Below are 15,303 nucleotides of genomic sequence, written 5' to 3'. Positions count from 1 at the left end.
TCTTCAGATCGAAATCTTTTTACTGCCGCGATGGGGTATTGATGTCTGACCGTTCGCCCCGTACAGCGTCGGTTCCTGATGCGGTTTTAACATTTCCAGCGCCTGTTGATTGCGCTCAATCTGTCCTTCCAGTAACCAGCCATTATGTTGATTCATTTGACGTAGTTGCTGAGTTTGCACCGTAATTTCCTGCCAACGTTGACTAATATCAACGCTATTTTCTGCATTGGGTTCTTTTCTGCGTAACTGTTCGAGGTAATCCAACGTCGCCAGCAGTGAGCTTTTTTGTTCTGTAATCCATTGCAACTGGCTGCCGTTGATCTGCCCCATTGAGAGATGTTGCTGCTCTTGATCCATTACCGTTTTGAGATCGTTAAGCACTGCGGACATCTGGTCGAGGATCTCTGCAAGACGCGTCATACGATCAGTTACTCTGCAAGTCTTGCTGCGCTTCGTTGATTAGCGCATCGGCAATTTTGCCGGTGTCCATTTTTAGTTCACCGTTACGAATCGCCAGTTTTAACGCTTCGACACGTTCAAGATTGATATCACTGCTGCCGGGTTGCATTAGTTTTGCTTGCGCGTCGCTTAACGTCACACTGGTGCTGGTGGCGGCGGTTGTTTTTGCCGCCCGGGTATTCGTTACCGGCGCGTCAGTGGTTTCACGCGGTTGAACGGTGCTTACGGGCTTCAGAGGTGAAGTGCGGTCAATACTCATGGTTTATTCCTCATTGAGGGCGCTTTTATCATGTGTTGCTTATTTATCGGCATGGGTCGGGTAATCTTTAACAGGTTACAGGTTTATAAGAATATTCCCATCTGCATCGACAACGCCGCTGACCACCTGTCCCGATACCATGCGCACCCGCGCATTCTGTGCGACGGCAGCATTGTTCAGCGCCTGACCTTCAGCGTTGGCGCTAAACCCATCACCACTGGCGATCACGTTGACGCGTTGTCCCGCTTTTACACGCCAGGCCTGGCGCAACTGGGTTAATTGGATAGGTTGTTCGGGTGATAGATCGCGCAGGCTAACGGCATCAATAAGTTGATTGATATCCAACACAGTACGCGGCGGCAAGGTGTCCAGTCGTCCGCGTTTCAGTTTTACATTGCCAGCTTCCAGCTTTCCTCCCCGCACAATGGGCATCGCGGCAACCACATAATTTCCTGTGGCCTGTACATTGACTTGCAAATATCGTTTGTCGTTACCGCAGCGTGCCAGCACATTCACATTGCCCCACAGGCGGGAATTATTGCTCATCGAAAGCAATGGCTGCTCGCACGGCGGCAGTAGATTGGGCGCTGTACGAATAGAAACACGAACCTCATCACTTACCCCCGCGAGCTGGGCGCTAAAAAAGGTTTGCAATTGCGATGTGAGATTGCTCGCCGCACTTAACGGACTGAATAGTATCGCGATGATCGCCACGCTACGTTTTATTGCCAGCATTTTCGCCCCCAGCCATTTCTACAACGTGAATTGTACCTGTCCGCAATGACCATCAACGGCATAAATAGCGACCCATTTTGCGTTTATTCCGCCGATAACGCGCGCGTAAAGGCATTTAAGCTGATGGCAGAATTTTGATACCTGCGGAGGAGATATGCTCGATAAGCTCGACGCCGCCTTACGTTTTCAACAAGAGGCGCTCAATCTGCGCGCCCAGCGTCAGGAAGTGCTGGCAGCAAACATCGCCAATGCCGATACCCCTGGTTATCAGGCTCGCGATATCGATTTTGCCAGTGAACTTAAAAAAGTCATGCAACGTGGACGGGATGCAACAAGCGTGGTTGCACTGACGATGACCTCAACGCAACACATTCCGGCGCAGGCGCTGACGCCTCCTACCGCAGAACTGCAATACCGTATTCCGGACCAGCCCTCGCTGGATGGTAATACCGTCGATATGGATCGCGAACGCACCCAGTTTGCCGATAACAGCCTGCAATACCAGATGAGCCTTAGCGCGTTGAGCGGGCAAATCAAAGGCATGATGAACGTTTTACAGAGCGGAAATTAACGGATGGCATTGCTGAATATTTTTGATATCGCCGGGTCGGCGTTAACTGCTCAGTCCCAGCGCCTGAACGTGGCGGCCAGTAATCTGGCGAATGCTGATAGCGTGACCGGTCCCGATGGACAGCCATATCGGGCAAAACAGGTGGTATTTCAGGTTAACGCTGCTCCAGGTGCTGCGACAGGCGGCGTAAAGGTGGCTGATGTTATAGAAAGTCAGGCCCCGGACAAACTGGTTTATGAACCGGGTAATCCGCTGGCGGATGCAAAGGGCTACGTGAAAATGCCAAACGTTGATGTCGTCGGGGAGATGGTTAACACCATGTCGGCGTCACGCAGCTATCAGGCCAATGTTGAAGTGCTCAACACGGTGAAAAGCATGATGCTGAAAACCCTTACGCTCGGTCAATAAAGGAGAAAGCTATGTCCATTGCGGTAACCACCACCGATCCGACAAATACCGGCGTCAGCACCACCAGTAGTAGTTCGCTCACGGGCAGCAACGCCGCAGATTTACAAAGCAGTTTTCTGACTTTGTTGGTGGCGCAGCTGAAAAACCAGGACCCGACCAATCCAATGGAAAACAACGAGCTGACGTCGCAATTGGCTCAAATCAGCACGGTCAGCGGGATTGAAAAACTCAATACCACGCTCGGATCTATTTCCGGACAGATTGATAACAGCCAGTCGTTACAGGCCAGTAACCTGATCGGTCACGGCGTGATGATCCCAGGCACCACTGTTCTTGCGGGAACCGGCAGTGAAGAAGGGGCTGTGACCACGACCACACCGTTTGGTGTTGAGTTGCAGCAGGCGGCAGACAAAGTTACGGCCACCATCACCGATAAAAACGGCGCGGTTGTCCGTACCATTGATATCGGTGAACTGACTGCCGGAGTCCACAGTTTCACCTGGGACGGTACGTTGACTGACGGCAGCACTGCGCCGAACGGTTCTTACAATGTAGCGATTAGCGCCAGTAACGGTGGTACACAACTGGTTGCCCAGCCGCTGCAGTTTGCTCTGGTGCAGGGGGTGATCCGCGGCAACAACGGTAATACGCTGGATCTCGGCACTTACGGCACCACCACCCTCGACGAAGTACGGCAGATAATTTAAAGCCCTCAAATTTCAGGAGTCAGTCATGGCCTTTTCTCAAGCGGTTAGCGGATTAAACGCTGCCGCCACCAACCTCGATGTTATTGGCAACAATATCGCCAACTCCGCCACCTACGGCTTTAAATCAGGCACGGCCTCTTTTGCCGATATGTTTGCCGGTTCGAAAGTGGGACTGGGGGTAAAAGTTGCCGGTATCACTCAGGACTTTACCGATGGCACGACCACCAACACCGGGCGAGGTCTGGACGTTGCTATCAGCCAGAACGGTTTTTTCCGTCTGGTAGACAGCAACGGTTCGGTGTTCTACAGCCGTAACGGACAATTTAAGCTGGATGAAAACCGTAACCTGGTGAATTTGCAAGGTTTACAGCTGACGGGTTACCCGGCAACCGGTACGCCGCCGACTATTCAGGAAGGGGCGAATCCGACCAATATTTCGATCCCGAATACCCTGATGGCAGCGAAAACTACCACCACGGCTTCGATGCAGATCAACCTGAATTCCAGTGATCCGCTTCCCTCTGTTAACGCATTTGATGCCAGCAATGCGGATAGCTATAACAAAAAAGGTTCGGTGACTGTTTTCGATAGTCAGGGTAATGCTCATGACATGAGCGTCTACTTTGTGAAGACCGGGGATAATAACTGGCAGGTCTACACCCAGGATAGTAGTGATCCAAACAGCATTGCGAAGACAGCGACAACACTGGTGTTTAATGCCAATGGCGTTCTGACCTCAGATCCAACAGCGAATATTTCCACCGGCGCAATTAACGGCGCAGATCCCGCCACGTTTAGCCTGAGTTTCCTCAACTCCATGCAGCAAAATACCGGTGCTAACAACATTGTGGCAACCACCCAGAACGGCTATAAACCGGGCGATCTGGTGAGTTATCAAATCAATGATGACGGTACGGTTGTCGGCAACTATTCCAACGAACAAACCCAACTGCTGGGGCAGATTGTACTGGCGAACTTTGCCAACAACGAAGGTCTGGCATCCGAAGGCGACAACGTCTGGTCTGCGACGCAATCTTCTGGCGTGGCGCTGTTGGGGACAGCCGGGACGGGCAACTTTGGCACCCTGACCAACGGTGCGCTGGAAGCGTCCAATGTCGATCTCAGCAAAGAACTGGTCAATATGATCGTTGCCCAGCGTAACTATCAGTCTAACGCCCAGACCATCAAAACCCAGGACCAGATCCTCAACACGCTGGTTAACTTACGCTAATCGCTGACGGGATAGCTCAATGGATCACGCAATTTATACCGCGATGGGGGCAGCCAGCCAGACGCTGAATCAACAGGCGGTGACCGCCAGTAATCTGGCCAATGCCTCTACGCCCGGTTTTCGCGCACAGTTAAACGCCTTGCGTGCAGTACCGGTGGAAGGGCTTTCACTACCCACGCGCACGCTGGTTACGGCGTCAACACCGGGTGCTGACATGACGCCCGGTAAGATGGATTACACCTCACGCCCGCTGGACGTCGCGTTGCAGCAGGACGGCTGGCTGGCCGTGCAGACCGCTGACGGCAGCGAAGGATATACGCGTAATGGCAGCATTCAGGTTGATCCCACCGGGCAACTGACAATTCAGGGACATCCGGTGATCGGCGAGGCGGGGCCAATTGCTGTGCCGGAAGGGGCGGAAATCACTGTTGCTGCCGATGGCACAATCTCGGCGCTGAATCCGGGCGATCCGGCAAATACGGTTGCACCAGTGGGGCGTCTGAAGCTGGTGAAAGCCACGGGCAGCGAAGTGCAGCGCGGTGACGACGGCATTTTTCGTTTAAGCGCAGAAAGCCAGGCTACGCGTGGGCTGGTACTGCAGGCAGATCCAACCTTACGTGTGATGTCGGGGGTTCTGGAAGGCAGTAACGTCAATGCCGTTGCGGCAATGAGCGACATGATTGCCAGCGCGCGGCGTTTTGAAATGCAGATGAAGGTGATCAGCAGCGTCGATGATAACGCAGGCCGTGCCAACCAACTGCTGTCGATGAGTTAATTGAACGGATACATGACAAGTATAAGTTGCCCGATGCGCAAGTTTATCGGGTCTATGGGGGCAATCGCAATTTATTGATTTCGCGAGCTCTTGTAGGCCGGATAAGGCGTTTACGCCGCATCCGGCATGAAGACATATGCATTTTGTCAATAATCCACCACAGGACATTTTATGATCAGTTCATTATGGATCGCCAAAACGGGCCTTGACGCCCAGCAAACCAATATGGACGTCATTGCCAACAACCTGGCAAACGTCAGTACCAACGGTTTTAAGCGCCAGCGGGCCGTTTTTGAAGATCTGCTTTACCAAACCATCCGCCAGCCGGGGGCACAGTCTTCCGAACAAACCACCTTGCCATCCGGGTTGCAAATCGGCACGGGGGTACGTCCGGTCGCCACTGAACGCTTACACAGCCAGGGCAACCTGTCGCAGACCAACAACAGTAAAGACGTCGCGATTAAAGGGCAGGGCTTTTTCCAGGTGATGTTGCCAGATGGGTCATCAGCCTATACCCGTGACGGCTCTTTCCAGGTGGATCAGAACGGGCAGCTGGTGACGGCTGGTGGTTTTCAGGTGCAGCCAGCGATCACCATTCCGGCGAATGCGTTAAGTATCACCATCGGTCGTGATGGCGTGGTCAGCGTAACCCAACAAGGCCAGGCAGCTCCGGTTCAAGTTGGGCAGCTCAATCTCACCACCTTTATGAATGATACCGGACTGGAGAGCATTGGCGAAAACCTCTACACCGAAACGCAATCCTCCGGTGCACCGAACGAAAGCACGCCGGGCCTGAACGGCGCGGGACTGCTTTATCAAGGGTATGTTGAAACGTCTAACGTCAACGTGGCGGAAGAACTGGTCAATATGATTCAGGTGCAACGCGCCTACGAAATCAACAGTAAAGCGGTATCCACCACCGATCAGATGCTGCAAAAACTGACGCAACTCTAAGGCATAACCGGTGGCAGATTCACCGGTTTACTGATTTTTGAAGATGATAGCCATGCAAAAAAACGCTGCGCATACTTATGCCATTTCCAGCTTGTTGGTGCTTTCACTAACCGGCTGCGCCTGGATACCCTCCACGCCGCTGGTACAGGGGGCGACCAGTGCACAACCGGTTCCCGGTCCGACGCCCGTCGCCAACGGTTCTATTTTCCAGTCTGCTCAGCCGATTAACTATGGCTATCAACCGCTGTTTGAAGATCGTCGACCACGCAATATTGGCGATACGCTGACCATCGTGTTGCAGGAGAACGTCAGCGCCAGCAAAAGCTCCTCTGCGAATGCCAGCCGTGACGGTAAAACTAATTTTGGCTTTGATACTGTGCCGCGCTATTTGCAGGGGCTGTTTGGTAACGCTCGTGCCGATGTCGAAGCCTCTGGTGGCAACACGTTCAACGGAAAAGGTGGGGCCAATGCCAGCAATACCTTTAGCGGCACGTTGACGGTGACGGTTGACCAGGTACTGGTCAACGGCAACCTGCATGTGGTGGGTGAAAAACAGATCGCCATTAATCAGGGTACCGAATTTATTCGCTTCTCTGGTGTAGTTAATCCTCGCACCATCAGCGGCAGTAATACCGTACCGTCTACTCAGGTGGCGGATGCGCGCATTGAATACGTAGGCAATGGCTACATTAACGAAGCGCAAAATATGGGCTGGTTGCAGCGTTTCTTCCTTAACCTGTCGCCAATGTAAGTGAGGCTGTGGTGATTAAATTTCTCTCTGCATTAATTCTTCTACTGGTTATCACGGCAGCTCAGGCTGAGCGTATTCGCGATCTCACCAGTGTTCAGGGGGTAAGGCAAAACTCACTGATTGGCTATGGCCTGGTGGTGGGGCTGGATGGCACCGGTGACCAGACAACTCAGACGCCGTTTACCACACAAACGCTTAATAACATGCTCTCACAGCTGGGAATTACCGTTCCGACGGGCACTAATATGCAGCTAAAAAACGTCGCTGCGGTAATGGTGACGGCGTCACTTCCACCGTTTGGACGTCAGGGGCAAACCATTGACGTGGTGGTTTCTTCCATGGGAAATGCCAAAAGTCTGCGTGGCGGTACGTTATTGATGACACCGCTTAAGGGCGTTGACAGTCAGGTGTATGCGCTGGCACAGGGCAATATTCTGGTTGGCGGCGCAGGGGCCTCCGCTGGCGGTAGCAGTGTTCAGGTGAACCAACTGAACGGTGGACGGATCACCAATGGTGCGGTTATTGAACGTGAATTGCCCAGCCAGTTTGGCGTCGGGAATACCCTTAATTTGCAACTTAACGACGAAGATTTCAGTATGGCGCAGCAAATCGCTGACACCATCAACCGCGTGCGTGGATATGGCAGCGCCACCGCGTTAGATGCGCGGACTATTCAGGTGCGCGTACCGAGTGGCAACAGTTCCCAGGTCCGTTTCCTTGCCGATATCCAGAATATGCAGGTTAATGTCACCCCGCAGGACGCTAAAGTAGTGATTAACTCGCGCACTGGTTCGGTGGTGATGAATCGCGAAGTGACCCTCGACAGCTGCGCGGTAGCGCAGGGGAATCTCTCGGTTACGGTAAATCGGCAGGCCAATGTCAGCCAGCCAGATACACCGTTTGGTGGCGGGCAGACTGTGGTTACTCCACAAACGCAGATCGATTTACGCCAGAGCGGCGGTTCGCTGCAAAGCGTACGTTCCAGCGCCAGCCTCAATAACGTGGTGCGTGCGCTCAATGCGCTGGGCGCTACGCCGATGGATCTGATGTCCATACTGCAATCAATGCAAAGTGCGGGATGTCTGCGGGCAAAACTGGAAATCATCTGATGATCAGCGACAGCAAACTACTGGCAAGTGCGGCCTGGGATGCACAATCGCTCAACGAACTTAAGGCGAAAGCGGGCGAAGATCCGGCGGCAAATATCCGTCCGGTGGCCCGCCAGGTGGAAGGGATGTTCGTGCAGATGATGTTGAAAAGCATGCGCGACGCTTTACCAAAAGATGGCCTGTTCAGCAGCGAGCACACTCGCCTGTATACCAGTATGTATGACCAGCAGATTGCCCAACAGATGACGGCGGGCAAAGGTCTGGGGCTGGCAGAGATGATGGTTAAACAGATGACGCCAGAACAACCATTGCCAGATGAGTCCACGCCAGCAGCACCGATGAAATTCCCGCTCGAAACCGTGGTGCGTTATCAAAATCAGACGCTTTCGCAGCTGGTGCAAAAGGCCGTACCACGTAACTACGATGATTCGCTGCCGGGTGACAGTAAAGCATTCCTCGCGCAACTCTCGTTGCCCGCCCAACTGGCAAGCCAGCAAAGCGGTGTGCCACATCATTTGATCCTCGCTCAGGCGGCGCTGGAATCTGGCTGGGGACAACGGCAAATCCGCCGTGAAAACGGCGAGCCGAGCTATAACCTGTTTGGCGTCAAAGCCTCTGGCAACTGGAAAGGGCCAGTCACTGAAATCACCACGACTGAATATGAAAATGGCGAAGCGAAGAAAGTAAAAGCGAAGTTTCGGGTCTACAGCTCGTATCTGGAAGCATTGTCGGATTACGTTGGGCTATTAACACGTAACCCGCGCTACGCTGCCGTGACGACCGCCGCGAGTGCGGAGCAGGGGGCGCAGGCCCTACAGGACGCGGGCTATGCCACCGATCCTCACTATGCCCGCAAACTCACCAGCATGATTCAGCAGATGAAATCGATAAGCGACAAGGTGAGCAAAACCTACAGCATGAACATTGATAATCTGTTCTGAATAACTCAAGTCCGGCGGGTCGCTGCCGATAATACTCTGTAATTGAAGGCTTATAAGGAACCTCCATGTCCAGCTTGATCAATAACGCCATGAGCGGACTGAACGCGGCCCAGGCGGCGTTAAATACGGCAAGTAATAATATCTCCAGCTATAACGTTGCCGGATATACCCGCCAAACCACTATTATGGCGCAGGCCAACAGCACGTTGGGCGCGGGTGGCTGGGTTGGCAATGGTGTCTACGTTTCCGGTGTGCAGCGTGAGTATGATGCTTTTATTACCAACCAGTTACGTGCGGCTCAGACGCAAAGTAGCGGCCTGACTGCCCGCTATGAGCAGATGTCGAAAATCGACAATATGCTCTCCACCAGTACCTCTTCGCTGGCAACACAGATGCAGGATTTCTTCACCAGCCTGCAAACGCTGGTGAGTAACGCGGAAGATCCGGCAGCGCGCCAGGCGCTGATTGGGAAATCAGAAGGGTTGGTGAATCAGTTTAAAACCACCGATCAATATCTGCGCGACCAGGACAAACAGGTCAATATCGCGATAGGTGCCAGCGTTGATCAGATCAACAATTACGCTAAACAAATCGCCAGCCTGAACGATCAGATCTCCCGCCTGACAGGCGTGGGGGCAGGGGCGTCACCTAACAATCTGCTGGATCAACGCGATCAACTGGTGAGCGAATTAAACCAGATTGTTGGCGTAGAAGTCAGCGTTCAGGATGGTGGCACTTATAACATCACGATGGCCAATGGCTACTCACTGGTTCAGGGAAGTACGGCGCGGCAACTTGCGGCAATTCCTTCCAGCGCCGACCCTTCTCGTACGACTGTCGCTTATGTTGATGGGACTGCGGGCAATCTTGAGATCCCGGAGAAATTGCTGAATACCGGGTCACTGGGCGGTATTCTGACATTTCGTTCTCAGGATCTCGACCAGACGCGTAATACGCTCGGACAACTGGCGCTGGCATTTGCCGAGGCTTTCAATGCCCAACATAACAAGGGGGATGATGCCAATGGTAAAGAAGGGGAGGATTTCTTTGCTATCGGTAAGCCCGCGGTTCTGCAAAATACTAACAACAATGGTGGCGTTGCGATCGGTGCCACGGTAACCGATGCCTCCGCGGTACTGGCGACAGATTACAAAATCTCGTTCGATAATAATCAGTGGCAGGTCACCCGCCTTGCCAGCAATACCACTTTTACGGTGACGCCGGATGCTAACGGTAAAGTGGCATTTGATGGTCTGGAGTTGACGTTTACAGGAACGCCTGCCGTTAACGACAGCTTCACACTGAAACCGGTAAGTGACGCCATCGTCAACATGGATGTATTAATCACCGACGAAGCGAAAATCGCCATGGCGAGCGCAGAAGATGCGGGTGATAGCGACAACCGCAACGGTCAGGCCCTGCTGGATCTGCAAAGTAACAGTAAAACGGTGGGCGGTGCGAAATCCTTTAACGACGCTTATGCCTCGTTAGTGAGTGATATCGGTAATAAAACCGCGACGTTGAAAACCAGTAGCACCACGCAAGGTAATGTGGTGACGCAGCTTTCCAATCAGCAGCAGTCGATTTCCGGTGTCAATCTCGATGAGGAGTATGGAAATCTGCAACGTTTTCAGCAGTATTACCTGGCGAATGCGCAGGTTCTGCAGACGGCAAACGCGATTTTTGATGCGCTGATTAACATTCGTTAAGGGGAGATAAAATGCGTTTCAGTACCCAGATGATGTACCAGCAAAACATGCGTGGCATCACCAATTCTCAGGCCGAATGGATGAAGTACGGCGAACAGATGTCGACGGGTAAGCGAGTCGTTAACCCTTCAGATGATCCCATTGCTGCATCACAAGCTGTTGTTCTCTCCCAGGCACAGGCGCAAAACAGTCAGTACACGCTGGCGCGTACTTTCGCCACTCAAAAAGTGTCACTGGAAGAGAGTGTGCTTAGCCAGGTCACCACTGCTATCCAGAATGCTCAGGAAAAAATTGTCTACGCCAGCAATGGCACCTTGAGTGATGATGACCGGGCGTCGTTGGCAACCGATATCCAGGGTATTCGTGACCAGTTGCTGAATCTGGCGAACACTACGGATGGTAACGGGCGCTACATTTTTGCCGGTTATAAAACAGAAACTGCGCCGTTTAGTGAGGCAGACGGCGAATATGTTGGCGGAGCAGAAAGTATTAAACAACAGGTCGATGCTTCGCGTTCGATGGTGATAGGGCACACGGGTGACAAAATTTTCGACAGTATTACCAGCAACGCGGTAGCGGAACCAGACGGTAGCGCTTCTGAAACCAATCTTTTTGCCATGCTGGATAGCGCCATCGCAGCCCTGAAAACGCCGGTCGCGGAAAGCGAAGCGGATAAAGAAACCGCCGCTGCGGCACTGGATAAAACCAACCGCGGACTGAAAAACTCGCTGAACAATGTGCTGACCGTTCGCGCGGAATTAGGCACGCAGCTGAACGAACTGGAGTCGCTGGATTCATTAGGTAGCGATCGCGCTTTAGGGCAAACGCAGCAGATGAGCGATCTGGTTGATGTGGACTGGAATGCAACTATTTCATCTTACATCATGCAGCAAACGGCATTGCAGGCATCGTATAAAGCATTTACCGATATGCAGGGATTGTCGCTGTTCCAGCTCAACAAATAAGCTCGCTTTAAAACATATCATGAAACTGGGTATGTTTTGTCTGCCCGCTCTGGGATCGCCGGGGCGGGCATTTTTTTGCCTATTTTGTATTGTTGGTTAGCAAGGATGCCATTCGATAAATTTTAATATGTTGATTTAAAGATGAAATAAAAAAGCCCTGGCAGTTACCAGGGCTTGATTACTTGAGCTAATTATTACTCAACAGGTTGCGGACGCGCAGGCGCGGCAGATGCATGATGCGTTGCCGTATGACCACCTGCAGCACCTTTACCTTCGAAGGCAAAAGTAGGGCGCTGCCAGTCACTGTGACGCGGTGCCTCCGGAACATATTCCGGTGCCGGAGCGCGCGTCATTGGCGCGGTAGCGTGGTTATGCTCAACGGTGACCTCAGGTTCAACCGCAGCTACCGTTTCAACTTCTGCTGCGACTTCAGCGACGACTGGCGCGGCAGGTTGAGCAACAACTTCAGGCTCAGCAACCACAACCTCAGCAGTTTCGGCAACTTCTTCAATATCAGCCGTCTCTTCCTGCGGTTCAACCACCGGTTCTGCGTGTTCTGCAACTTCCTGGGCTACGGCAACATCAGACTCGGTAATCACCTGCGGCTGTTCAGTTACCGCGGCGGCAATCACCTCAGGATGCGTCGTTTCAACCACTTCCGGTTGCGGTTCGGCAACCTGAACGGGGGCTTCTACGACTTCAGCCACTTCTTCAACAACCGGCGCGCTAACAACAGGTTCGACAGCGGCGGCGACAGGGACCTCAGTCACCATCGGTTGCACTTGTACTTCTTCCTGTTCGCGCTGCTCTTCAACCTGTACATCTTGCGGACGTACAATCGGATAGCGGATCCAGACTTTGCCAGAGGCCAGTTCCGGAGACGCGCACGCTACGGTTAACGGCATTGGCGACTGGGTCGGATAACGCTCGTCACGATAGCGACGACGACGCTGACCACTCACGCGCAGGTGACGAGGCGAGCGGCGAGAGCGACGCGGCATGCCACCGTTATCACGGTTATCAGCATTGTTCTCTTCCTGCTGTTCCGGCGCAGTTTGCGCTACGACTGGCAGCGGGACTTTCGCCAGTTCTGTTCGCGGAGCAGGCGCTTCCTGAACGATGGTTTCGGCAGCGGCAGTTTCTTCAACCACCGGTGCGACCACCGCTTCTTCGGCTACGCTTTGCTCGTAACGCACTTTCTGATTCAGCTGGCGCTGTTTACGACGCGGCTGAACCGGACGTACACGTTCTTCCTGTTCGGTTTCCTGAACAGATTGCTCTTCAACATTCAGCGCTTTCGCTTCTTGTTGCGCCTGACGTTTATCATCATTACGGCGGCGGCTACGTTCACGACGCGGCGCTTGCTGCTCGTCGGTGGTACGCGCTTTTTCCGTTACCTCAGCCTGCTGACGGCTCTCACGCGTCTCGGCAGTCTGCTGCTGTGCCTGGCGACGATTACGGCGGTTTTCTTCGCGATTATCGCTGCCTTCATTACGTTCGCTACGTGTGTCGCGGCGTTCATTACGGTCACGACGGTTGTTCTGACGAGGCTTGCGACGATCCTGTTGACGTTCCGGTTTCGCTTCTGCTTTCGGTGCTGGTTGCTCGGTCGGTTTGGTTTCTTCACCACCGCTGAACAGCGCTTTCAGTGCGCCGAAGAAACGGCTCAACAGCCCAGGTTGTGCAGGAGCTGCTGGTGTTGCCGGTGCAGCTTTAGGTGCTGGGGCTGCGACAGGCGCGGCAGGTTCAGCTGGCGTTGGCGCTGGCGGCACATCCGGCATGGCAAACGTTGCCAGCGCAGGTTGTTCCGGACGCTTACGTTCAGCGAACTCTTCTTCAGACGGCAGCGCCATCGCTTCTTCATGCAGCTTCGGCAGCATGTAGCTTAAGGTTGGGGTTTCTTCCCCTTTGCGTACGCGCAGCACATGGTAGTGCGGGGTTTCCATCTGATCGTTTGGCACAATCACACAGCGCACGCCGTCCTGACGAGTTTCAATGGCATTTACCGCAGAGCGTTTTTCGTTCAGCAGGTAAGAAGCGATTGGTACAGGAACAATGGCATGCACTTCCTGAGTGTTCTCTTTCAGCGCTTCTTCTTCAATCAGACGCAGAATAGAGAGCGACAGGGATTCGTTGTCACGCACGGTGCCGGTACCGGAGCAGCGCGGGCAGACGTGATGGCTGGATTCACCCAGCGATGGACTCAGCCGCTGACGGGACATTTCCAGCAGACCAAAGCGAGAAATATGGCTGATTTGAATACGTGCACGGTCCTGACGTACCGCTTCACGCAGACGGTTTTCTACCGCACGCTGGTGGCGGACTGGCGTCATGTCAATGAAGTCGATAACAATCAGGCCGCCGAGGTCACGCAGGCGCAGCTGACGAGCAATCTCATCGGCAGCTTCGAGGTTGGTGTTAAACGCGGTTTCTTCGATATCGCCGCCGCGGGTTGCGCGTGCGGAGTTGATATCGATGGCAGTTAACGCTTCAGTGCTGTCGATAACAATAGAACCACCAGACGGCAGACGGACTTCACGCTGGAAGGCGGACTCGATCTGCGACTCGATCTGGTAGTGGCTGAACAGCGGAATTTCACCAGTGTACAGCTTGATTTTGCTGCTGAAATCCGGGCGACCTAATGCAGCGATATGCTGACGCGCCAGTTCGAGCACTTTCGGGTTATCGATAAGGATTTCGCCGATGTCCTGACGTAAGTAATCGCGGAATGCGCGAACGATGACGTTGCTCTCCTGATGGATCAGGAACGGGGCAGGGCGGCTTTCAGCGGCTTTTTTAATAGCTTCCCAGTGTTTCAGGCGGAAGCTTAAATCCCATTGCAGCGCCTCTGCAGATTTGCCGACGCCAGCGGTGCGCACGATAAGCCCCATGCCTTCCGGCAGTTCAAGGCTTGCCAGTGCTTCTTTTAATTCGGTACGGTCGTCGCCTTCAATACGGCGAGAAATACCACCCGCGCGCGGGTTGTTCGGCATCAGAACCAGATAGCTACCTGCCAGGCTGATAAAGGTGGTCAGTGCTGCGCCTTTGTTACCGCGCTCTTCTTTATCAATCTGAACAATAACTTCCTGACCTTCACGCAACACATCTTTAATGTTGGGACGGCCATGAGCACTGTAGTTAGCAGGGAAATATTCGCGGGCAATTTCTTTAAGTGGGAGGAAACCGTGACGTTCAGCGCCGTAATCAACAAAAGCAGCTTCCAGACTCGGTTCAATGCGGGTGATTTTACCTTTGTAGATGTTTGCCTTTTTCTGTTCGTGCCCTGGACTTTCGATATCCAGGTCATACAGACGCTGCCCATCTACAAGGGCAACGCGCAACTCTTCCTGCTGAGTTGCGTTGATTAACATTCTTTTCATCGTAACTTACTCATTATTCTTACATTGACGACTAAGCTGCGGGCAAAGTAACGCCTTTCCGGGTGTGAACCGATGGCCTCGTGTCTAGTCGCGTCGCCAACCTCACGGTTATCGTCAGCTCAAAGAGGCGCAGAGTGTCGGTTGCCCGTTTTTCATGCGGAAAAACAGCGCAATTATCAAAGAAACAGACTGGGTATTACTCTCCAGAAATATTTCCATCTACCGGTAAGGACTGCAACCCGCAGCCCGCTAACTGCCTGAAAGATCAATACGTCTTACGCCATTGCTGCGTGGATGATCGGTCGGGCAAAATGGGTTATTCCGTAAAATTTCTTGTTTTAACAAGGAT

Annotated in this window: 15 protein-coding genes; 11 read left to right on the top strand and 4 right to left on the bottom strand. The window is 53.1% G+C overall.

What is annotated here, in order from left to right; translation table 11 throughout:
- Positions 1-3 precede the first annotated feature (3 nt).
- The 3 genes from flgN to flgA all read right to left on the bottom strand — a co-directional run bounded on the left by flgN (position 4) and on the right by flgA (position 1,453).
- A complete protein-coding gene (gene flgN, locus AABJ99_RS14345) occupies positions 4-420 on the bottom strand; it encodes a flagella biosynthesis chaperone FlgN (protein WP_000197347.1) in 417 nt (138 codons plus the stop codon).
- Positions 421-424: 4 nt separating this feature from the next.
- Positions 425-718, bottom strand: coding sequence for a flagellar biosynthesis anti-sigma factor FlgM (gene flgM / locus AABJ99_RS14340; RefSeq protein ID WP_000020882.1), 294 nt, complete (start codon positions 716-718; stop codon positions 425-427).
- Positions 719-793: 75 nt separating this feature from the next.
- Positions 794-1,453: a flagellar basal body P-ring formation chaperone FlgA gene (flgA, locus tag AABJ99_RS14335; RefSeq protein WP_039021660.1), complete on the bottom strand. Its 660-nt coding sequence runs from the start codon at positions 1,451-1,453 to the stop codon at positions 794-796.
- A gap of 154 nt (positions 1,454-1,607) precedes the next feature.
- On the opposite strand from flgA, the gene flgB reads away from it, so the two are divergent.
- From flgB to flgL, 11 genes are all read left to right on the top strand, one after another.
- Positions 1,608-2,024: a flagellar basal body rod protein FlgB gene (gene flgB, locus AABJ99_RS14330; protein WP_000884702.1), complete on the top strand. Its 417-nt coding sequence runs from the start codon at positions 1,608-1,610 to the stop codon at positions 2,022-2,024.
- Between the two features lie 3 nt (positions 2,025-2,027).
- Positions 2,028-2,432 carry a flagellar basal body rod protein FlgC gene (flgC, locus tag AABJ99_RS14325; protein WP_001196460.1) on the top strand — a complete coding sequence of 135 codons (405 nt, stop codon included), beginning with the start codon at positions 2,028-2,030 and terminating at the stop codon, positions 2,430-2,432.
- Positions 2,433-2,443: 11 nt separating this feature from the next.
- Positions 2,444-3,139: a flagellar hook assembly protein FlgD gene (gene flgD, locus AABJ99_RS14320; RefSeq protein ID WP_000020484.1), complete on the top strand. Its 696-nt coding sequence runs from the start codon at positions 2,444-2,446 to the stop codon at positions 3,137-3,139.
- A 25-nt stretch (positions 3,140-3,164) separates the two neighbouring features.
- On the top strand, positions 3,165-4,370 hold the full coding sequence (gene flgE / locus AABJ99_RS14315) for a flagellar hook protein FlgE (protein WP_039021661.1): 1,206 nt from the start codon (positions 3,165-3,167) through the stop codon (positions 4,368-4,370).
- Between the two features lie 19 nt (positions 4,371-4,389).
- Positions 4,390-5,145 (top strand): flagellar basal-body rod protein FlgF, encoded by a 756-nt coding sequence (gene flgF, locus AABJ99_RS14310; RefSeq protein ID WP_039021662.1) that lies wholly within the window; start codon positions 4,390-4,392, stop codon positions 5,143-5,145.
- Between the two features lie 171 nt (positions 5,146-5,316).
- Positions 5,317-6,099: a flagellar basal-body rod protein FlgG gene (gene flgG / locus AABJ99_RS14305; protein WP_000625837.1), complete on the top strand. Its 783-nt coding sequence runs from the start codon at positions 5,317-5,319 to the stop codon at positions 6,097-6,099.
- A 52-nt stretch (positions 6,100-6,151) separates the two neighbouring features.
- Entirely contained in the window at positions 6,152-6,850 is a 699-nt protein-coding gene (gene flgH, locus AABJ99_RS14300; protein WP_001295442.1) for a flagellar basal body L-ring protein FlgH, read from the top strand.
- Between the two features lie 11 nt (positions 6,851-6,861).
- On the top strand, positions 6,862-7,959 hold the full coding sequence (gene flgI, locus AABJ99_RS14295; protein ID WP_000589300.1) for a flagellar basal body P-ring protein FlgI: 1,098 nt from the start codon (positions 6,862-6,864) through the stop codon (positions 7,957-7,959).
- On the top strand, positions 7,959-8,900 hold the full coding sequence (flgJ, locus tag AABJ99_RS14290; RefSeq protein WP_039021663.1) for a flagellar assembly peptidoglycan hydrolase FlgJ: 942 nt from the start codon (positions 7,959-7,961) through the stop codon (positions 8,898-8,900). The genes flgI and flgJ overlap by 1 nt, the downstream gene beginning before the upstream one ends.
- A 65-nt stretch (positions 8,901-8,965) precedes the next feature.
- On the top strand, positions 8,966-10,609 hold the full coding sequence (flgK, locus tag AABJ99_RS14285; protein ID WP_039021664.1) for a flagellar hook-associated protein FlgK: 1,644 nt from the start codon (positions 8,966-8,968) through the stop codon (positions 10,607-10,609).
- An 11-nt stretch (positions 10,610-10,620) separates the two neighbouring features.
- On the top strand, positions 10,621-11,574 hold the full coding sequence (gene flgL / locus AABJ99_RS14280; protein WP_001212755.1) for a flagellar hook-associated protein FlgL: 954 nt from the start codon (positions 10,621-10,623) through the stop codon (positions 11,572-11,574).
- 194 nt (positions 11,575-11,768) lie between these two features.
- Here the strand turns inward: flgL and rne are convergent, their stop codons facing one another.
- The gene (rne, locus tag AABJ99_RS14275) at positions 11,769-14,954 is read right to left on the bottom strand and encodes a ribonuclease E (protein WP_039021665.1); all 3,186 of its coding nucleotides are present in this window, start codon (positions 14,952-14,954) and stop codon (positions 11,769-11,771) included.
- Positions 14,955-15,303 lie beyond the last annotated feature (349 nt).

Source organism: Escherichia coli (assembly GCF_036503815.1).
Taxonomy (GTDB): domain Bacteria; phylum Pseudomonadota; class Gammaproteobacteria; order Enterobacterales; family Enterobacteriaceae; genus Escherichia; species Escherichia coli_F.
The sequence above is the reverse complement of the archived record's forward strand: the minus strand, read 5'-3'. Positions and strand labels throughout refer to the sequence as shown.